This is a genomic window from Borborobacter xinjiangensis (assembly GCF_047739745.1).
Classification (GTDB): Bacteria; Pseudomonadota; Alphaproteobacteria; order Rhizobiales; family Rhizobiaceae; genus Pseudaminobacter.
The window spans coordinates 430,225-448,829 of record NZ_JBLLVA010000001.1 but is presented as its reverse complement, the minus strand read 5'-3'; the positions used below and the strand labels follow the sequence as shown (position 1 = coordinate 448,829).

20 protein-coding genes are annotated in these 18,605 nt (G+C 61.6%); 11 read left to right on the top strand and 9 right to left on the bottom strand.

What is annotated here, in order from left to right; all coding sequences use genetic code 11:
• Positions 1-134 precede the first annotated feature (134 nt).
• The 8 genes from moaA to ACLKMW_RS02095 all read left to right on the top strand — a co-directional run bounded on the left by moaA (position 135) and on the right by ACLKMW_RS02095 (position 7,572).
• The gene (gene moaA, locus ACLKMW_RS02130) at positions 135-1,130 is read left to right on the top strand and encodes a GTP 3',8-cyclase MoaA (protein ID WP_415722719.1); all 996 of its coding nucleotides are present in this window, start codon (positions 135-137) and stop codon (positions 1,128-1,130) included.
• Between the two features lie 156 nt (positions 1,131-1,286).
• Positions 1,287-2,207, top strand: coding sequence for a DMT family transporter (locus ACLKMW_RS02125; RefSeq protein WP_415722718.1), 921 nt, complete (start codon positions 1,287-1,289; stop codon positions 2,205-2,207).
• A gap of 2 nt (positions 2,208-2,209) precedes the next feature.
• Positions 2,210-3,418, top strand: coding sequence for a multidrug effflux MFS transporter (locus ACLKMW_RS02120; protein WP_415722717.1), 1,209 nt, complete (start codon positions 2,210-2,212; stop codon positions 3,416-3,418).
• Complete coding sequence (mobB, locus tag ACLKMW_RS02115; protein ID WP_415722716.1) at positions 3,412-3,948, top strand: molybdopterin-guanine dinucleotide biosynthesis protein B; 537 nt, start codon at positions 3,412-3,414, stop codon at positions 3,946-3,948. Before ACLKMW_RS02120 ends, mobB begins: the two co-directional genes overlap by 7 nt.
• Positions 3,949-4,153: 205 nt before the next feature.
• Entirely contained in the window at positions 4,154-4,909 is a 756-nt protein-coding gene (locus ACLKMW_RS02110) for a transporter substrate-binding domain-containing protein (RefSeq protein ID WP_415722715.1), read from the top strand.
• Between the two features lie 166 nt (positions 4,910-5,075).
• A complete protein-coding gene (locus tag ACLKMW_RS02105) occupies positions 5,076-5,783 on the top strand; it encodes an ABC transporter permease (protein WP_415722714.1) in 708 nt (235 codons plus the stop codon).
• Positions 5,780-6,607 (top strand): ABC transporter permease, encoded by an 828-nt coding sequence (locus ACLKMW_RS02100; RefSeq protein WP_415722713.1) that lies wholly within the window; start codon positions 5,780-5,782, stop codon positions 6,605-6,607. Before ACLKMW_RS02105 ends, ACLKMW_RS02100 begins: the two co-directional genes overlap by 4 nt.
• 95 nt (positions 6,608-6,702) lie before the next feature.
• A complete protein-coding gene (locus ACLKMW_RS02095) occupies positions 6,703-7,572 on the top strand; it encodes an NAD(P)-dependent oxidoreductase (protein WP_415722712.1) in 870 nt (289 codons plus the stop codon).
• A 5-nt stretch (positions 7,573-7,577) separates the two neighbouring features.
• On the opposite strand, the gene ACLKMW_RS02090 is transcribed toward ACLKMW_RS02095, so the two are convergent.
• The 4 genes from ACLKMW_RS02090 to ACLKMW_RS02075 all read right to left on the bottom strand — a co-directional run bounded on the left by ACLKMW_RS02090 (position 7,578) and on the right by ACLKMW_RS02075 (position 10,027).
• On the bottom strand, positions 7,578-8,069 hold the full coding sequence (locus ACLKMW_RS02090; protein ID WP_415722711.1) for an Lrp/AsnC family transcriptional regulator: 492 nt from the start codon (positions 8,067-8,069) through the stop codon (positions 7,578-7,580).
• Between the two features lie 107 nt (positions 8,070-8,176).
• Entirely contained in the window at positions 8,177-8,785 is a 609-nt protein-coding gene (locus tag ACLKMW_RS02085) for a uracil-DNA glycosylase family protein (protein ID WP_415722710.1), read from the bottom strand.
• A gap of 2 nt (positions 8,786-8,787) precedes the next feature.
• On the bottom strand, positions 8,788-9,399 hold the full coding sequence (locus ACLKMW_RS02080; RefSeq protein WP_415722709.1) for a glutathione S-transferase: 612 nt from the start codon (positions 9,397-9,399) through the stop codon (positions 8,788-8,790).
• A 43-nt stretch (positions 9,400-9,442) separates the two neighbouring features.
• Complete coding sequence (locus ACLKMW_RS02075; protein ID WP_415722708.1) at positions 9,443-10,027, bottom strand: thermonuclease family protein; 585 nt, start codon at positions 10,025-10,027, stop codon at positions 9,443-9,445.
• Between the two features lie 109 nt (positions 10,028-10,136).
• Between ACLKMW_RS02075 and ACLKMW_RS02070 the strand changes: the two genes are divergently transcribed.
• Entirely contained in the window at positions 10,137-11,663 is a 1,527-nt protein-coding gene (locus tag ACLKMW_RS02070; RefSeq protein ID WP_415722707.1) for a sensor histidine kinase, read from the top strand.
• A gap of 15 nt (positions 11,664-11,678) precedes the next feature.
• Here ACLKMW_RS02070 and ACLKMW_RS02065 read toward each other — a convergent pair whose 3' ends face one another.
• Positions 11,679-12,668, bottom strand: coding sequence for a nicotinate-nucleotide--dimethylbenzimidazole phosphoribosyltransferase (locus tag ACLKMW_RS02065; RefSeq protein WP_415722706.1), 990 nt, complete (start codon positions 12,666-12,668; stop codon positions 11,679-11,681).
• A 131-nt stretch (positions 12,669-12,799) separates the two neighbouring features.
• On the opposite strand from ACLKMW_RS02065, the gene ACLKMW_RS02060 reads away from it, so the two are divergent.
• Both ACLKMW_RS02060 and ACLKMW_RS02055 read left to right on the top strand, forming a co-directional pair.
• Entirely contained in the window at positions 12,800-13,033 is a 234-nt protein-coding gene (locus ACLKMW_RS02060) for a DUF1289 domain-containing protein (protein WP_415722705.1), read from the top strand.
• Between the two features lie 16 nt (positions 13,034-13,049).
• Positions 13,050-13,754, top strand: a complete 705-nt coding sequence (locus tag ACLKMW_RS02055; protein ID WP_415722704.1) for a TIGR02281 family clan AA aspartic protease — start codon at positions 13,050-13,052, stop codon at positions 13,752-13,754.
• Between the two features lie 18 nt (positions 13,755-13,772).
• Here the strand turns inward: ACLKMW_RS02055 and dusA are convergent, their stop codons facing one another.
• From dusA to ACLKMW_RS02035, 4 genes are all read right to left on the bottom strand, one after another.
• On the bottom strand, positions 13,773-14,801 hold the full coding sequence (gene dusA, locus ACLKMW_RS02050) for a tRNA dihydrouridine(20/20a) synthase DusA (protein WP_415722703.1): 1,029 nt from the start codon (positions 14,799-14,801) through the stop codon (positions 13,773-13,775).
• Positions 14,802-14,874: 73 nt separating this feature from the next.
• Positions 14,875-15,204: a hypothetical protein gene (locus ACLKMW_RS02045; protein WP_415722702.1), complete on the bottom strand. Its 330-nt coding sequence runs from the start codon at positions 15,202-15,204 to the stop codon at positions 14,875-14,877.
• 152 nt (positions 15,205-15,356) lie between these two features.
• Positions 15,357-16,154 (bottom strand): FAD binding domain-containing protein, encoded by a 798-nt coding sequence (locus tag ACLKMW_RS02040; RefSeq protein WP_415722701.1) that lies wholly within the window; start codon positions 16,152-16,154, stop codon positions 15,357-15,359.
• A gap of 12 nt (positions 16,155-16,166) precedes the next feature.
• On the bottom strand, positions 16,167-18,518 hold the full coding sequence (locus tag ACLKMW_RS02035; protein ID WP_415722700.1) for a xanthine dehydrogenase family protein molybdopterin-binding subunit: 2,352 nt from the start codon (positions 18,516-18,518) through the stop codon (positions 16,167-16,169).
• Between the last annotated feature and the right edge of the window lie 87 nt (positions 18,519-18,605).

Below are 18,605 nucleotides of genomic sequence, written 5' to 3'. Positions count from 1 at the left end.
CCGCATTGCGGGGTAGGTCGGGAAAATGCTACCAAGAAACAACTTCGGTTGCCTTGATTGTCTGCTCGGCGCGCACGACATTGCCGAATACAACGATCGGGCATAGACAGCCGGAACAAGGGAGGCGCTTCGCCATGAACATGATCGATCCATTCGGCCGCACGATAAGCTATCTGCGCGTGTCGGTCACGGATCGGTGCGATTTCCGCTGCACCTACTGCATGGCGGAAAACATGACCTTTCTGCCGAAAAAGGACTTGCTGTCGCTGGAAGAACTCGACCGTCTGACGACGGTGTTCGTCGAAAAGGGCGTAAAGAAGCTCAGGCTGACCGGCGGCGAACCGCTGGTGCGCAAGAACATAATGCATCTCGTCCGCCAGATATCACGCCACCTCGAAAGCGGGGCGCTGGAGGAATTGACCCTGACGACCAATGGATCGCAACTTGGTCGCTATGCCGGCGAGCTGGTCGAATGCGGCGTCAAGCGCATCAACGTATCTCTGGATACGCTCGATCCGGCGAGATTTCGTGCCATCACCCGCTGGGGCGAACTCGACAAGGTCTTGGCCGGCATTGATGCCGCGCAGGCGGCCGGGCTGAAGATCAAGATCAACGCGGTCGCGCTGAAAGATTTCAACGACGTTGAAATTCCGGAACTCCTGCGCTGGGCGCATGGCCGGGGCATGGACCTGACCGTCATCGAAACCATGCCGATGGGCGAGATCGACGAGGACCGCACCGACCAATACCTGCCGCTGTCACTGCTGCGCGCCAATCTGGAACGGCAGTTCACGCTTTCCGACATCCCTTATAAGACGGGCGGCCCGGCGCGCTATGTCGAGGTCAGGGAAACTGGCGGGCGTCTCGGCTTCATCACCCCGATGACGCATAATTTCTGCGAAAGCTGCAATCGCGTGCGGCTGACCTGCACCGGCACGCTCTATATGTGCCTCGGCCAGGAAGACGCGGCCGATCTGCGGGCACCGCTACGCGCCTCCGAAGGCAACGAACTGCTTTCAAACGCCATCGACGAAGCGATCGGCCGCAAACCCAAAGGCCATGATTTCATCATCGATCGCCGCACCAACCGCCCAGCCGTTTCGCGGCACATGAGCGTAACCGGCGGCTGACGAACCGCCACGGCGGACATTTGCCGGAGCGCCGTGCGCCGGACCGCTTTCAACTCGTGCGAAATCGCTTCGCTCAATGGTTTCACTTGAGCGCGGACCGTTGCGGTTCGCCGCCAGATGTTACATGCATTTGGCGGCACAACGGAATCGGACGTCTTGGCTCTTTCTTCCAATCAGCGTGGCGCCCTCTTCATGGTGGTGTCGATGGCAGGTTTCACCTGCAACGACGCATTGGTGAAACTCGCCGGACAGGGCATGAATTTGGGCCAGGTCATGTTCGTGCGCGGGCTGTTCGCCGCGGTGCTGATCGCACTTCTCGCGTGGAATCGCGGCGCCCTCAGGAAACCCAGGCTTGCCATGCATCCAATGGTCCTGCTGCGCACGCTTGGCGAAGCCGGCGGCACCATCTTCTTTCTCGCCGCCTTGCAACACCTGCCGCTGGCGAACGTTTCCGCGGTGCTGCAGGCCCTGCCGCTGGCCGTCACCATGGGGGCGGCCCTGGTTTTCGGGGAAGGTGTGGGACTGCGCCGCTGGCTCGCCATTATCCTCGGCTTCACAGGCGTGGTGATCATCCTGCGTCCGGGCCTCGAAGGCTTCAATGTTTTTGCGCTGATGGCCCTGGGCACGGTGATCTGCAGCGCCGTGCGCGATCTTGCAACGAAAAAGCTGCCTGCCGAAATGCCTTCGATGTTCGCTTCTACCCTCACTGCCACGATGGTCACGCTATGTGGTTTGGCGCTGGTTGTTCCGCTCGGCGGCTGGACGCCCATGAGGTGGGAAGATACCGCCATTCTCGCCACGGCCGCCGTTCTTCTGCTGTTCGGCTATCAGTTCATCATCATGTCGATGCGTGAGGGCGAAATCTCCTTCATCGCGCCTTTTCGATATACGTCGCTGCTTTGGGCGATCCTGCTCGGCTATGTCATTTTCGCCGATGTGCCGGATACGGCCATGATTGTCGGCGCGGCGATCGTCATCGGCTCCGGCCTCTACACCCTTTATCGCGAACAGGTCGTCGGCGCCCCCCGCAACGCCTCGCAAACCAGCGGCTCTTCGATGACCCCGGACGGGCTGTAAGCATGGCCACAAGATTTCTCGACCGGACGACTGCCCCCCACCTCTTCACCCTGGTGGTAGCAACATCGGTCAGTTCGCTTTCGATGAACGTCTTCCTGCCGTCCCTGCCCGGCATGGCACGCTATTTCGCAGCGGATTACGCGGTCGTGCAACTTCTCGTCTCGCTTTATCTGGCCGCGACCGGGTTGGTGCAGTTGTTCATTGGGCCTGCATCGGATCGCTTCGGCCGCCGGCCGGTGATGCTTGCCTGCCTTGCCGTTTTCATTGCCGGCACCGTGGCCGCCATCTACGCACCGACTATCGAAGTGCTGCTCGGCTGCCGGCTGCTGCAGGCGTTTTCGGCAGCTGGCATGGTGCTGGCGCGGGCCGTGGTGCGCGACACCGTGGAAGCTTCGCAGGCTGCGAGCAAGATCGGCTACATCACCATGGGCATGAGCCTGGTGCCGATGATCGGACCCATCATCGGCGGCTTTCTCGACGAACTCTACGGCTGGAAATCGAGCTTCGTCCTGATGCTGGCCGCCGGCGCTTTGACATTTGCGCTGGCGTGGTTCGATCTCGGCGAAACCAACCGCGTCAAATCGAAGAGTTTCGTCGCGCAGTTTCGCGCTTATCCCGATCTTCTAGGCTCGCCGCGTTTCTGGGGCTACACGCTGACCGCCGCCTTCACCTCCGGCGCCTTCTTCGCGTTCCTGGGCGGCGGCCCTTACGTCGCCACCGAATCGCTCCACCTCTCTCCGTCTGAATACGGATTTTATTTCGGCATCATTTCGCTCGGCTATTTGCTGGGCAACTTCATGTCAGGACGTTTTTCGCGTCGGTTCGGCACAAACCGCATGATGCTTTACGGCAACTTCGCCTCCGTGTTCGGCACGGCGCTCTCGATGGCGCTGTTTCTCCTCGGCTACTATCATGCCCTGTCGCTGTTTGGCCCGATCTTCTTCACGGGCGTCGGCAACGGTCTGACCCTGCCCAACGCGAATGCCGGCATCGTCAGCGTCAACATGCATCTGGCAGGATCGGCCTCGGGGCTCGGCGGCGCGCTGCAGGTCGGTGGTGGCGCGCTGCTCGCAGCGCTCGCTGGCGCGCTCCTGACGCCCGGCTCGGGTCCCTACCCGCTGATATTGGTCATGCTGGTATCATCACTGGCGGGCGCGGCGGCCACACTTTATGTCATGCGCGTTACACGCGACGGGAACGAAGAATGGTGAATTCAAGCGTAGGGCAGCCTGAGCGCCGGGTTTTCGGTATCGTCGGCTGGAAGAATTCGGGCAAGACCACCCTGACCGAAAGGCTGGTGGCGGCGCTGACCGCACGCGGTTTCAGCGTTTCCACAGTCAAGCATGCGCATCATGCCTTCGACATCGACAAGGAAGGTGCCGACAGCTTTCGCCATCGCGCCGCTGGCGCCGGCGAAGTGGCGATCGTGTCGGCAAAACGCTGGGCGCTGATGCACGAATTGCGCGACGAGGACGAGCCTTCGCTGGACGACATCCTGGCGCGGCTTTCGCCTTGCGATATCGTGCTGGTGGAGGGCTACAAGCGCGAGCGGCACGCCAAGATCGAAGCGCGGCGACGCGACGCCGTGCAGACTTCCCCGCTGTCGGCGCAGGACCCCAATATCGTTGCCGTCGCCTGCGACCATGAGCAGGTCGCCGAGACGCTTCCGGTTTTCGCACTGGACGACATAGAAGGCATTGCCGACTTCATAGAGATTGCAACCGGCCTGAGAAAAGTCTGACGTAACGTCATGTTCGCAGATAGATTTCCCGGCAGTCCAAATTTTTCCGGCTGGCGCCAAGCACAGAGGAAAGTCGTTCGCGGCAAGTGTATTTGCAGTTGCTTTTGTGTCGGAAAGAATGGGAGTATCCGGGACAGAGGAGCGCCGTAACCGGCGCCCGGCAGTGCTGCGGAAGCAGTGACGGGCAACAACTGAGAGGAACATCATGCGTATTGCAATGCGTCTCGCCTTGGCGGCATCGACGATCGCGCTGGCGATCGGAGCCGCGCAGGCCCAGGAAACAAAGCTCAAGATCGGCACGGAAGGCGCCTATCCACCCTTCAACAACCTGACCTCCGACGGCAAGCTCGAGGGCTTCGACATCGATATAGCCAGAGCGCTGTGCGAGGAGATGAAGGCCGATTGCGAGTTCGTGACGCAGGATTGGGACGGCATCATTCCGGCGCTGCAGGCCGGCAAGTTCGACGCCATCGTCGCCTCCATGTCGATCACCGAGGAACGTCAGAAGCAGGTCGACTTCACCAATCCCTATTACACCAACTCGCTGGTCTTCGTGGCGCCCAAGGATTCGGAGTTCGAGGCATCGGCCACATCCGGCAAGACAATCGGTGTGCAGGAAGGAACGATTGCCGCGATCTTCACGGAAAAGACCTATCCAGACGCGGAAATGAAGGCCTATCCGTCGCAGCTTGAGGCCTGGGCCGATCTGAGCAACGGCCGCGTCGACGCGGTGCTGGCCGACTTCGGCGTCCAGTACGGATGGATCAACAGCGACGACGGTGCTTGCTGCGAATTCAAGGGCGAGGCCGTGAGCAAGGACGATGTCATCGGCATCGCCATCCGCAAGGGCGACACCGAACTGCGCGACAAGCTCAATGCGGCGATCGCGGCAATCCGCGCCAACGGAAAATACGCCGAGATAAACAAGAAGTACTTCCCGTTCGACATTTTCGGAGAGTAACGGAATCATCGGCTGTGGCGGGCGCGGAGAAGTTTCCGCACCCGCCACGGCCGAAAACAGACACGATGCATAGCGCGCTCAAAATTTGCGCGCTGTTTCCTCTCGGGTGACATGACTGTGCTCGCGATCGCGCCTGCAACGGCAAGAAGCCGGGAGCTTTGATGGCATGAACGATCCGCTCCTTGGTTTCGGACCGCAAGGCTGGGGCGATGAGATTGCTTCCGGCGTGCTGGTCACGGTTGCGCTGGCGCTCGCAACCCTGCCCTTCGGGCTCTTTGTCGGCTTCATCGTGGCGCTGGCGAAGCGCTCGCAAGAGCCGGCGCTAAGATTGGCCGGCGACATCTACACCACCATATTTCGCGGGCTGCCGGAACTGCTGACGCTGTTCCTTGTCTATTACGGCGTGCAGATCGGCATTCAGCAGGTGTTGCGGCTCTTCAATCCCGAGGCCAGCGTCGAGGTCAACAGCTTCGTCGCAGGGATGGTGGCGCTCGGCGCGGTGTTTTCCTCCTACGCCAGCGAGGTCTTTCTCTCGGCCTTCCGTGCCATTCCGCAGGGGCAATATGAGGGCGGCTACTCGATCGGCCTGTCGAAGAGCCAGACCATGCGCCTGGTCGTGCTGCCGCAACTCATCCGGATCGCGCTGCCCGGCCTTTCCAATCTGTGGCTGATTCTCCTCAAGGACACCGCGCTGGTTTCGGTGATCGGGCTTGCCGATATATTGCGCCAGTCCGGCATCGCCGCCAGGGTCACCAAGGAATCGTTCCTCTTCTATGGCCTCGCCTGCCTGATCTACCTTGTGTTGGCGATCATCTCCTCCATCGGCATCGGCGCCATCGAGCGCGCCGTGGGCAAGACCGAGATGCACCGATGAGCGCCGCCGAAACCTCCGACACCGTCGATCGCCCGCCGCCCCTGCCCCGCGGCTGGCCGCGCGAGCGTATCATCGGCACGGCATTCCTCGCGCTGTGGGCAGCGTTCGGGCTCGGCATCGTCCTGTTTCTCATTCGCGCCTGGGACCCGGCGCTGTTTGCCAGATATGCGCCCCTCTATCTCAGTGGCCTTGGCGTTACCCTGTCACTGGTGGCGATCTCCTGCCTGATCGGAGCCGTTCTTTCCGTGCCCATCGCCTATGCGCGCATGTCGCAGAACCCGCTGCTCTACGGTCCCGCCTATGCCTATGTCTATTTCTTCCGGGGCACGCCGCTTCTGGCACAGGCTTTCCTGATCTACTACGGGCTGGGTTCCTTTCGGCCACAACTGGAGGCGATTGGCCTATGGGGCTTTTTTCGCGAGGCGTGGTACTGCGCCATTCTCGCCTTCTCGCTGAACACGGCCGCTTACCAGGCCGAAATCCTGCGCGGCGCGATCGAGAGCGTACCGAAGGGCCAATGGGAGGGCGCGACCTCGCTCGGTCTCGGCAAATTGCAGACGCTCTACAAGATCATCCTGCCGCAAGCGCTGATCGTGGCGCTGAGGCCCTACGGCAATGAGATCATTCTGATGATCAAAGGCTCGGCAATCGTCGCCATCATCACCGTCTACGATCTGATGGGCGAGACCCGCCGCGCCTATTCGCGCACCTTCGATTTCCAGACCTATATCTGGGCGGCGCTGATCTATCTGTCGGTAGTCGAAACGCTGCGGCATGCGATCGACTGGATCGAGCGTCGCATTACGCGTCATCTCAAACGCTGAATTGCCGCGCGCGCTATCTCGCGCCTTGCGTTGACCGATGCAGTCGATGCATAGACGTCACACTTGCATTGTCCAAGCTTTGAGGAGGTGATCAGATGGCATCGGTGGCGTTTCTCGGACTGGGCGTGATGGGCTATCCGATGGCCGCGCATTTGAAGCACAAGGGCGGCCATGAGGTGACGGTCTACAACCGCACCGCTGCCAAGGCCGAAAAATGGGTCGCCGAACATGGCGGCAACCTCGTAGCGACGCCTCGCGAGGCAGCGAAGGACAAGGACTTCGTCTTTTCATGCGTCGGAAACGACGACGATCTGCGCAGCGTCACCATTGGCGCCGACGGTGCATTTCACACCATGAAGAAAGGCGCGATCTTCATCGACAACACAACGGCCTCGGCCGAGGTCGCCCGCGAACTGGCCCGGGAGGCGGCAGCCGGCGGTTTCGATTTCCTCGATGCCCCGGTTTCGGGCGGCCAGGCGGGTGCCGAAAACGGCGTGCTGACTGTCATGGTCGGCGGCAAGCAGGATGCTTTCGAGCGCGCCAGGCCGGTGATTGACGCTTTTGCGCGCATGGTCGGCTTGATGGGTCCGGCCGGCTCCGGGCAACTGACCAAGATGATCAACCAGATCTGCATTGCCGGCCTCGTGCAGGGCCTGTCGGAAGGCATCCATTTCGGCAAGAAGGCCGGGCTCGACATCGACAAGGTCGTCGAAGTCATCTCCAAGGGCGCCGCCGGCTCCTGGCAGATGGAGAACCGCCACAAGACGATGGACGCGGGAAAATACGACTTCGGCTTCGCCGTCGACTGGATGCGCAAGGACCTCGGCATCTGCCTTGAGGAAGCCGACCGCAATGGTGCGAAGCTTCCCGTCACCGCCCTTGTCGACCAGTTCTACAAGGACGTTCAGGCCATGGGCGGCAGCCGCTGGGATACGTCCTCGCTGCTCGCGCGGCTGGAAAAGTAAACGCTCTAGGCTGCGTTGGAGCCGCTTTCCTTGTCGAGGATCATATAATCCAACGGCAGTTCGGTCGTGTACTTGATCTGCTCCATCGCGAAAGCCGACGACACGGCGCGAATCTCGATCTTGGCGATCAGGCGCTTGTAGAACGTATCATAGGCCGCGATATCTGGAACGACGACACGCAACAGATAGTCGACATCGCCACTCATCCGGTAGAACTCGATGACCTCGGGGAATTCCTGGATGACCTCGGAGAAGCGGCGCAGCCATTCGTGGCTGTGCGAATTGGTGCGGATCGACACGAAGACCGTAACACGCGTGTTGACCTTCACCGGATCGAGGATCGCCACCCGGCGACGGATGACACCCTCTTCCTCCAGCTTCTGAATGCGCCGCCAGCACGGCGTGGTCGATAGCCCGACCTTTTTTGCGACATCGGCAACGGCAAGCGTTGCGTCTTCCTGCAGAAGCCGAAGAATTTTGCGGTCGAGGCGGTCCATGCTGGCTCCTGTGGAAAATTATTCCTAATCTTGACCCGAAAGACCCCGGTTCACAAGAAAGGAATTCTCCGAACTCCACCATATTCCAGAACGAGATTGTCCGAAACTCAAGAAATACGATTGCTGATTTCCGATTTCAGCACCGGTAGCAATTCCGTTTCGAACCAGGGATTCTTTTTCAGCCAGGCAGTGTTGCGCCAGGAGGGATGAGGCAGCGGCAAGACATTGGTGTCGCGAAGGGCGGCGCGCCAGTTCATCACCGTCTCCGTCAATGAAGTGCCCCGCGCTGAACCCATATGCCAGTTCTGTGCGTAAAGGCCGATCGCCAGCACCAGGTCGATCTGCGGCATCAATTCAAGCAGTGGCCCACGCCATCTGGGAGCGCATTCGCGACGCGGCGGCAGATCGCCTCCCTTGGGGTCCTGGCCAGGAAAGCAGAAGCCCATCGGCACGATGGCGAAATTTCTCGGATCGTAGAATTCCTCGCGACTCACACCGAGCCAGTCACGCAGCCGATCGCCCGACGCATCGTCGAAAGGAATGCCGCTGGCGTGAACCTTGGTGCCGGGCGCCTGGCCCGCAACCAATATGCGCGCGGTTTTCGAGACCACCACCACCGGCCGCGGTTGATGCGCCAGCGGCCGAGCAAGCGGATGTTCCAGGCAAATGTTGCAGGCGCGTATTTCCGCCGCCAACCGCTTAAGTTCAATCGTCATGGTCAGGCGTTCGCACTCGGCCGGCTGGAGACAGCTTTGTACCAGCGCGCGACATTGCCCAGTTCTTCGGGCAGGCCGATGCGCGCGGGCTTCATGAAATCGATGGCGATCAGGCCGGTAATGTCGGCGATCGAGAACTCGTCGCCGGCAGCGAATTCGCGGTGCGCGAGTTCAGCGTCGAGAAGCTCCAGGAAAGCGAGCGCCTTCGGCTTGTTGGCTTCACCCCATTCCGGAATCTGCGGCACCTCCCATTCCTTCATCGCCGGATGGATGTGGCGGAAGGCGTGCGCCACAGCGGTTAGAAGATTAAGCTCCATGCGCCGCTGCCACATCTCAACCAGCGCCTTGCCGAGCGCGCCGCGCCCGAACAGCGCCGGTTGCGGATGCAATTCCTCGAAATAGCGGCAGATCGCCACCGACTCGGTGATGACCGTGCCGTCGTCGAGTTCAAGCACCGGCAGGCGGCGCAGCGGGTTGCGAGTGGCGATCTCGCTTGATCGGTGTTCCCGGGCGCCCATGTCGACCGGTATCAGCGGCACCTCGATCCCCTTCTCGGCAAGAAATACACGCACGCGGCGAGGATTGGGGGCGCGCCCACCATCGAAGAGTTTCACGAGCAGGCTCCTTTGATTGCAGCGGCAGGACTATAGCGCAGCGTCACGAAAACCGAAGGATTTCTCGCAGCCAGTTCAGGACGGCGCCACCAAGATCATGCACCGACTCGGCCATGCCGCCATGAATTCTCCGCCAATCTTTGGGTCGTTCGAAGGATCCCGCCCAAAGACCGGCGCTATTTCGACGCGCCAGGGTTTCGGCATCTTCATAGTCACCATAGGCGACCGCCCAGCCCCGCTCGACCTGGGAACGGTTGAGGTCGACGCCCGCTGCGGTGCAGACCGCCAGCAGACGCCCGTAGCGATCACGCTCCCAGCCAGAACATGAAACGGGCCGACCCGCGACAAGACTTGCCAGCGCCTCTCGCGAGCGGCGGCCGCACGCATAATCGGCTCCCTGTTTCTGGCACATCTGATGGTATTCCGGCGCGTCTATGCCACGCAGGCGAATGCGCTCGACACCAAGCGTGATGGAATCTCCATCATTTATGACCGGCTTGCCACCCACCTGCATCGTCTCCACGCGGTCGAGGCGTGCCGCCACCAGCGCGAGCAAAGCGAGGATCGCTGCAGCCAGACAATAATCGAGGAACTTGCGAAACGGACCGCGCGGAACGGCCGAGCGCATCCGGCCGCGCCTGCCCCGTACTATTCGACTCATATGGCAAACAGTCTCTTAATCATTCCCAACTAACCTGCGGGGCCGAACCCATTGCTCGCGCAAGTTGAAGACATCCATGCCGTCGATGCGCTCCCATACCGCGGACAAGATCATTGTGGACCGCACGAAACCGCATCGCAACAGCGACGTCGCGCGCGCGGTGCGCAAGACGCGCGACCGGCTCATGCAACAGCCCGGAGCGGTGGCGTTCGATCGCGAACTGCTGAAAATCCATGCCCAGGCAATGACCAGCAGCGCGCCTGCCATCCCGCTGCTGGTGCTGGCAATAGCGGCATCCGGCCTTGCTCTCGGCATGACCAGCGACATCCTGAAATGGGCGCTGCTTACATTGGCGTGCTCGGCCGGGCTGGCGCTGATTGCTCGCCGTGTCGGAAACACCGAAGCGGCAAAACTCGACCCCGGACAGGCCAAGCGGAACTTCCTGATCGGTCATTTCATCAGCGGACTTGGCTGGGCCTATTTCGCCGCGCTCGAATGCGGCGACTGCCGGATCGAGCCGTTTCCGATCATCAAGGCTGTGGTGCTTCTGCTGGCAATCGCGGCAACCGCGCTGATCGCCTCATCGCTGCGCGGCGCGCTCCTTGTCACATTCGGCCTGCCCGTGGCCGTCTATGCGGCCATCGGAGCCTATCTGGGCACGCCGGCCGACATGATCATGATCGGCCTGCTTACGCTTTCCCTGCCGTTCTTCGACTATGTGGCCGGCCGTCTCAACCGCTCCTCGCTCATGCTGCTCTCCTTCCGCTCCGAAAAGGACGGCCTGATCGCCGAACTCGAGACGGCGAAATCCATGTCGGACGAAGCGCGCCGACGCGCGGAGGAAGCAAACATGGCCAAGTCGCGGTTCCTTGCTTCGATGAGTCATGAGCTGCGCACGCCCCTCAACGCGATTCTGGGGTTTTCGGAGGTCATGTCCAACGAAGTGCTGGGGCCGATGCAGAACCAGACCTATCGTGACTATGCCCGCGACGTTCATGATTCCGGCCAGCACCTGCTGGACCTGATCAACGAAATCCTCGATCTGTCGCGCATCGAAGCCGGCCGCTATCAACTGCATGAGGAACCGGTGCATTTGCTCCACATCGTCGAGGAATGCTGCCATCTGATGGAACTCAAGGCGCATCACAAGGCGCTGCGGATCGTCCAGCAATTCGAACCGGAACTGCCACGCCTGTTTGCCGACGAACGCGCCGTGCGCCAGATCACGCTTAATCTTCTGTCGAATGCGGTCAAATTCGCCTCCACCGGCGGTGAAATCCGGGTTCGCGTCGGCTGGACCGCCGGTGGCGGCCAGTACATTTCCGTCAAGGACAATGGACCAGGGATTCCGCCCGACGAACTGCCGATCGTGCTGTCCGCCTTCGGCCAGGGCTCCATCGCAATCAAGAGCGCCGAACAAGGCACCGGCCTCGGCTTACCCATCGTTCAGGGCCTGCTGACCATGCACGGCGGCGAGTTCGAATTGCATTCCAAATTGCGCGAGGGCACCGAGGCGATCGCGATTTTTCCGGCGGCGCGCGTCATGGAGGTGCTCCCCGCCGTGCCGATGCGGGCGGTCGCCGGCCGTCGACGCTCCTCGTGAGCCTTATCCCGCCGACTATCGAAGTGCTGCGGCCATTCCCGAACTGCACAAGGCGGCAGCCTTGACGATACCGGCCGCCAGTGCCGCCCCAACTCCTTCCCCATGCGTGACGCCGAGATCAAGCAGCGGCTGGATGCCCAGTTCGCGGATCGCCCGATCATAGCCCGGCTCGTCAGAAGCCTGCGCAATCATGCAATGCTGAAGCGCGGTCGAACTGGCGGCGTGGAGCACGGATGCGGCCGCGATAGCCGCAAAGCCGTCCAATACGACTGGCACCCGTTCCATCCGAGCAGCAAGGATGGCCCCACAGATCGCCGCGATCTCACGTCCGCCGACGCGCCGTAGCACCTCGAACGGATCGGCCAGATGATCGCGATGCAGCTTCAGCGCCGCATCCACGACTTCTGCCTTTCGGCGGATCATGGCGGCATCCGCGCCTGAACCCGCACCCACCCAATCCGCACCGCTCCCGCCGTTGATCGCTGCAAGAACCGCTGCCGCGACAGTCGAATTACCGACGCCGAGATCGCCGATGCAAAGCAGATCGGCTCCATTGATGGCCTCCATGCCGAAGGCCATCGTGGCCGCGCACCCCTGTTCATCGAGTGCCGCGGCTTCGGTTATGTCGGCTGTCGGCAGGTGCAGGGCGAGATCGAAGACCTTCAATCCGACATCATAAGCCAGACAAACCTGATTGATGGCCGCGCCACCGGCAGCGCTGAGTTCGACCGAGCGCGCCGTCGCCTCGATGGGGCGTGGCGAGATGCCCTGCCGCGCAACGCCGTGATTTGCAGCGAAAATTGCGACAAGCGGCCGATTCACCGCGGGAGGACGACCGCTCCAATTTGCCAGCCACATCGCAATCTCCTCCAGCCGCCCGAGCGAGCCCTGCGGCTTGTCAGCCTTGTCGAATTGCGCGCGCACTCTCGTCGCTGCCACGGCATCGCCAGCCGGCAGCTTTCCCAGAAGATTGCGGAAGTCATCGAAGGGAAGTGCACTGACCATGTCGTGATGCCCGTCAAATCTGTCGTTGCCAGCGGCATAGCGGCGATGCCGCCGTGGCACAATAGGTGAGGCTCAGGACTTGCATTGCGCGTCAGGCTGGCCCATTTGGAACGGGCGAACGGGAATCTGAAATGGCGGCGATTGAATCACCGTGCATCTTGGTGTGCTCCATGGACATGAAAACCGGCTACTGCTTCGGTTGCGGTCGCACGCGTGACGAAATCTCGGGCTGGATCGAGATGACGCCCCAGCAACGCAGCAAGGTCATGGACGTGCTGCCCGGGCGCCTCGAAACCGTCGAGCGGCGGCCGCGGCGCGAGACCCGGCGCGCGCGCATGGCGCGCGAACGCGAAACCCTCAGTTGAAGCAACGCGGGCTGCGATGAGCCGCGCAATCTGGATCGTTCTGGCAGTGATGGGGATCGGCCTGATCCTGCTCATCGTCAATGACGCCAGCGGCGATGCCTCGGGCATTTCCTCCGACACGCTGGGGCGGGTCTTCTATCTCGGGGTTCTCGGCGCGGTAATCGGCGCCGGAATTCTCGCTTCGCGCCATCGCTTTGGCGATATGACCCGCAATCTGGCGCTTTGGGTGCTGGTGGTGCTCGTTCTGGTCGCGGGTTACCAGTATCGCTACGAGTTGCAGGACATTGCCAATCGCGTGACCGTCGGGCTGGTGCCCGGCAGTCCGCTGTCGCTAACCGACGCGGACGGCCGCACGACAGTTACGCTGGACAAACTGTCAAACGGGCATTTCGGCGCTCGGATCTCGGTCGACGGCACGGAAATCCAGGTGATCGTCGACACCGGCGCCACGAGCACCGTACTTACAGCCGCGGACGCCGAGCGCGCCGGCTTCAGCGTCGAAAACCTCGCCTTCACCATTCCGATTTCGACTGCCAATGGCACCACCACTGCCGCTCGCGTCGTGGCAAGCGAAATCAAGCTTGGCCGGATTACCCGGCGCAACATGCCGTTGCTGGTCGCTGCACCCGGCATGCTCGGGCAGAGCTTGCTCGGCATGAATTTCATCGGCTCGCTGTCGGGCTTCGACATGCGTGGCGATCGTATGATCCTTCGGGACTGACGCAAAATCTAAGGGAATTCAGGCTGCCTTGCCGGCGCGATCGAAGTCGATGGCCGCGAGCGCGCTTTGCAGGACTTCCGGTCCCGCTCCCGGGCGCGTAGCATCGGTGGACAAAATCTGCCTGAAGCGGCGAGCGCCGGGCAATCCGTGAAACAGTCCGACCATATGGCGCGTGATGTGGGCGAGCCGGCCCCCTTGTGCAATATGACGGGCGGCATATGCACCCATTGCGTCGATAACCGCCATGCAATCGACCTCGCCGGCATCACCGAAGAGCTCCGCATTGACGAACGCAAGTATGCCGGGCGTGTGATAGGCGGCACGGCCGAGCATCACACCATCGACATGGTCGAGATGGTTTTGCGCCTCATGCAGCGTGTTGATGCCGCCGTTTATGCCGATGAATCGATTCGGATATCTCTTTTTCAGGCGATAGACCCGTTCATAATCGAGCGGCGGAATATCGCGATTTTCCTTCGGGCTGAGCCCCTCCAGCCATGCCTTGCGGGCATGCACCCACAGCGCATCGGCGCCGGCGGCGAAAACGCCGTCCGCAAGCGCATCGAGTGCCGTCTCCGGGTCCTGGTCATCCACGCCGATGCGGCATTTCACCGTAATCGGAACCCTGCTTCCGTCTTTCATTGCCGCCACGCACTCGGTCACGAGCGCCGGCGTCTTCATCAGACAGGCGCCGAACGTTCCCGACTGAACGCGGTCCGATGGGCAGCCGACATTGAGGTTGATTTCGTCATAACCGAAATCCTCGCCAATGCGCGCCGCCTGGGCCAGCTTGGCCGGATCCGAGCCGCCAAGCTGGAGTGCTACCGGATGTTCTTCCGGCGAAAGGCCAAGGAGACGTTCGCGATTACCGTTGATCACCGCGTCGGCCACCACCATTTCGCTATAGAGCAGCGCGCGACGCGTAAGCTGGCGATGAAAGAAGCGGCAGTGACGATCGGTCCAATCCATCATGGGTGCAACCGCAAGCACTCGGCCGGCGTAGAGGCCGGGGCCGGGATCTTCGGGATTGCCGTGACTCGGGATCATCTTGATGCCTGTTCTTGCGGTTGGTTCTCGTATCCGCCGGTTGCCGGCCCTGTCAAACCGTGAGGGGCATCGCCTATTCGATCAGAGGCTCTCCACAGGGCTGATAGAGCAGATCGATCCACCAGGAGCGGTTCACCAATCCGGCTTTGCCTGAACGCTCCGAGAGCGTGTCGACGCCGACGCACCATTCGACCAGTCGCGGCGTCAGCCCGTACTCCTCGGCAAGATAGGCAGCGGCCTCCTCCATGCCCTCGGAACATGCCGCTGTCTTGCAGAGTTGCGCCTGCGTGGCAACATCGCGCAACGCTTCACGGCCGAGCGAGGTCGTGTAGTACCAGACGCCAAAGGCGGCCAGCGCAAGCATGAACAGAAGACCGGCGGCAATCTTTACATAGGTGGTCACGCGTCACCGCCCAGCGAATTTTCCGGCGAACCATTTCGCCACGCGGCGGTATAGAGCATCGCTTCTCAAGATCGAAATGCATGAAATCGAAATCTCGTGCATCGAACAGAAAGGGGCCGTCAAGGCCCCTTCCGGTTGCGGTTCGATGACATTCAAGCGTTGGCCGCGGTTACCGCGCGCTTGGCCATCACCACAATCAGATGAGCGCGATATTCCGCCGAGGCGTGAATGTCGCTCATCAGATTGGCGGACGAGAGCTGCATTCCGTCGAGCGCCGAGGCATCGAATTTTTTGCCAAGCGCCGCTTCGATTTCCTTGGAGCGAAAGACGCCGTCGTCGCCCGATCCGGTGACCGCCACGCGCACCCCCTCCTTGCCCTTTGCCACGAACACGCCTGTGATGGCGTAGCGCGATGCCGGGTTCCGGAATTTCTCGTAAGCAGCCTTCGCCGGTGCGGTAAAGGTAACCGCGGTGACGATCTCGTCGTCCTTCAACGCCGTTTCGAACTGGCCCTTGAAGAACTTGTCGGCCACGATCTGGCGTTTGTTGGTGACGATCGTGGCGCCGAGCGCCAGCAAAGCCGCCGGATAGTCCGCAGCCGGATCGTTGTTGGCGATCGAGCCGCCGATGGTGCCTTTGTGGCGCACGGCCGGATCGCCGATCAGGCCGGCAAGGCGCGCGACAGCAGGCGCGACCTTCTTGAGCTTTTCGTCACTGGCCACTTCGGCATGCGTCGTGGCCGCGCCAATGGTCACCGTCTTGCCGGAAACCTTGATGCCTTTCATTTCCTGGACGTGCGCCAGGTCGATAAGGTCAGAAGGCGCTGCCAGGCGCGTCTTCATGGCCGGGATCAGCGTCATGCCCCCCGACAGGAACTTGGCGTCGCCGCCCTTGGCAAGCTTTGCAGCCTCTGTGATCGAGGAGGCTCGGCGGTAATTGACCTGATACATGATCCGTCCTCCTCAGTGCTTCGTTGCTGCTTGTAAGGCCGCCCAGACCTTTTGCGGCGTTGCCGGCATGGTCAGCTCGTTGTTGCCGATGGCGTCGGTGATCGCGTTGATGACGGCAGGCGGCGATCCGATCGCGCCGGCCTCGCCGCAACCCTTCATGCCAAGCGGATTGGAAGGCGACGGCGTGTTGGAGGTGGAGACCTGGAAATACGGCAGGTCGCCGGCGCGTGGCATCGTGTAGTCCATATAGCTCGCCGTCAAAAGCTGCCCGCTCGCGTCGTAATGCGCGCCCTCGAGCAACGCCTGGCCGATGCCCTGCGCAAGTCCGCCATGAACCTGGCCCTCGACGATCATCGGATTGATGATATTGCCGAAATCGTCCGCCGCGACGAACTGGACGATCTTCGTCGACCCGGTCTCAGGGTCGACCTCGACTTCGCAGATATAGCAACCCGCCGGGAAGGTGAAATTCGCCGGATCGTAGAATGCGGTCTCCTTCAGCCCAGGCTCCATGTCGCCGGGCAGGTTGTGCGCGGTGTAAGCAGCAAGCGCGACCTGGAACCACGGCACGTTCTTGTCGGTACCGGCGACCTTGCAGGCGCCATTTTCGATGACGATATCGCTTTCGTCCGCCTCCATCAGATGGGCGGCAATCTTTCTCGCCTTGGCTTCGACTTTGTCGAGCGCCTTCGAAAGCGCGCTCATGCCGACCGCACCGGAGCGCGAGCCGTAAGTGCCCATGCCCATCTGCACCTTGTCGGTGTCGCCATGGATGATGGAAACCTGCTCGAGCGGCACACCGAGACGCTGCGAGACGAGCTGGGCGAAAGTCGTCTCATGCCCTTGGCCATGGCTGTGCGAGCCGGTGAGCACCTCGATCGTGCCGACCGCGTTCACCCGCACTTCGGCGGATTCCCAAAGGCCGACGCCGGCGCCGAGCGAGCCGACCGCGGCCGATGGCGCAATCCCGCAAGCTTCGATGTAGCAGCTTATCCCGATACCACGCAGCTTGCCGGCCTTCTTCGCGTCTTTGCGGCGCTTTTCGAACCCCTCATAGTCGGCCGCCTTCATGGCGGCATCGAGCGACGTGGCGAAATCGCCCGCGTCATAGCACATGATGACCGGCGTCTGGTGCGGGAACGAGGTGATGAAGTTCTTGCGGCGAAGCTCGGCGGGCGAGATGCCGAACTGGCGCGCCGCCGTCTCCATCATCCGCTCGATCGTATAGGCGGCTTCCGGACGTCCGGCCCCGCGATAGGCATCGACCGGCGCGGTGTTGGTGTAGATTGCCTTCACATTGGCATGGATCGCGGGGATATCGTACTGCCCCGACAGCAGCGTGGCGTAGAGATAGGTCGGCGTCGCCGACGAGAACAGCGACATATAGGCACCGAGATTGGCCTTCGTCTCTACCTTGAAGCCGAGAATCTTGTGATCTGCGTCGAACGCCATCTCCGCATGGGTATGGTGGTCGCGGCCATGCGCGTCGGTCAGGAAGCTCTCGGTACGGTCGCCCACCCATTTCACCGGAACGCCGGTCTTTTTCGACGCCCAAAGGCAGACGATCTCTTCCGGGTAGATGTAGATTTTCGAGCCGAAGCCACCGCCGACATCCGGCGCGATCACTCGCAGCTTGTTTTCCGGCGCGACATTGTAGAAGGCGCTCATGACAAGGCGCGCCACATGCGGGTTCTGGCTGGTCGTCCAGCAAGTATAGTGATCTTCGGCCTTGTCGTAGTGGCCGAGTGCCGCGCGCGGCTCCATCGCGTTCGGAACGAGGCGATTGTTGACGAGATCGAGCTTGACGACATGGGCAGCCTTGGCGAAACCCGCCTCCGTGGCATCGGCATCGCCGATGTCCCAATCGAAGATCAGGTTGTTCTCGGCCTCCGGATGGATTTGCGGCGCGCCCTTCTTGAGCGCGTCGGCCGCGTCTACCACTGCCTTGCGTTCCTTGTAGGTGATCTCGACCGCTTCGGCCGCATCGCGTGCCTGCCCCTTGGTGTCGGCGACCACGATGGCGACCGCATCGCCGACATAGCGCACACGGTCCACGGCGAGCGGCGACCACGCGCCCATTTTCATCGGCGAGCCGTCCTTGGAATGGATCATCCAGCCGCAGATGAGATTCCCGATACCGTCCGCCTTCAGTTCCTTACCGGTGAGGACGCCGATGACGCCCGGCATGGCCTGCGCTGCCTTGACGTCGATCTTCTTGATGTCGGCATGGGCGTGCGGGCTGCGCACGAAAGCCGCATGCTTCATTCCCGGAACCGTCATGTCGTCGACGTAGCGGCCCGCCCCCGTGATGAATCTTTTGTCTTCCTTGCGCGCAACGCGTGCGCCAACGCCTTCGATGCCCATTGAGAGTTCTCCTCCGGAACCTGAGGTGAATGGTGAGAAAATGGTGAATGATCTTAAGAACGGCTCTGTGGCAGGCAACAATCCGGC

Bases quoted from the DNA above. Each gene is read 5' to 3' on its own strand.
- moaA (WP_415722719.1), top strand. From the start codon at position 135: ATGAACATGATCGATCCATTCGGCCGCACGATAAGCTATCTGCGCGTG.
- ACLKMW_RS02120 (WP_415722717.1), top strand. From the start codon at position 2,210: ATGGCCACAAGATTTCTCGACCGGACGACTGCCCCCCACCTCTTCACC.
- mobB (WP_415722716.1), top strand. From the start codon at position 3,412: ATGGTGAATTCAAGCGTAGGGCAGCCTGAGCGCCGGGTTTTCGGTATC.
- ACLKMW_RS02110 (WP_415722715.1), top strand. From the start codon at position 4,154: ATGCGTATTGCAATGCGTCTCGCCTTGGCGGCATCGACGATCGCGCTG.
- ACLKMW_RS02105 (WP_415722714.1), top strand. From the start codon at position 5,076: ATGAACGATCCGCTCCTTGGTTTCGGACCGCAAGGCTGGGGCGATGAG.
- ACLKMW_RS02100 (WP_415722713.1), top strand. From the start codon at position 5,780: ATGAGCGCCGCCGAAACCTCCGACACCGTCGATCGCCCGCCGCCCCTG.
- ACLKMW_RS02095 (WP_415722712.1), top strand. From the start codon at position 6,703: ATGGCATCGGTGGCGTTTCTCGGACTGGGCGTGATGGGCTATCCGATG.
- ACLKMW_RS02090 (WP_415722711.1), bottom strand. From the start codon at position 8,069: ATGGACCGCCTCGACCGCAAAATTCTTCGGCTTCTGCAGGAAGACGCA.
- ACLKMW_RS02085 (WP_415722710.1), bottom strand. From the start codon at position 8,785: ATGACGATTGAACTTAAGCGGTTGGCGGCGGAAATACGCGCCTGCAAC.
- ACLKMW_RS02075 (WP_415722708.1), bottom strand. From the start codon at position 10,027: ATGCGCTCGGCCGTTCCGCGCGGTCCGTTTCGCAAGTTCCTCGATTAT.
- ACLKMW_RS02070 (WP_415722707.1), top strand. From the start codon at position 10,137: ATGCCGTCGATGCGCTCCCATACCGCGGACAAGATCATTGTGGACCGC.
- ACLKMW_RS02065 (WP_415722706.1), bottom strand. From the start codon at position 12,668: ATGGTCAGTGCACTTCCCTTCGATGACTTCCGCAATCTTCTGGGAAAG.
- ACLKMW_RS02060 (WP_415722705.1), top strand. From the start codon at position 12,800: ATGGCGGCGATTGAATCACCGTGCATCTTGGTGTGCTCCATGGACATG.
- ACLKMW_RS02055 (WP_415722704.1), top strand. From the start codon at position 13,050: ATGAGCCGCGCAATCTGGATCGTTCTGGCAGTGATGGGGATCGGCCTG.
- dusA (WP_415722703.1), bottom strand. From the start codon at position 14,801: ATGATCCCGAGTCACGGCAATCCCGAAGATCCCGGCCCCGGCCTCTAC.
- ACLKMW_RS02040 (WP_415722701.1), bottom strand. From the start codon at position 16,154: ATGTATCAGGTCAATTACCGCCGAGCCTCCTCGATCACAGAGGCTGCA.
- ACLKMW_RS02035 (WP_415722700.1), bottom strand. From the start codon at position 18,518: ATGGGCATCGAAGGCGTTGGCGCACGCGTTGCGCGCAAGGAAGACAAA.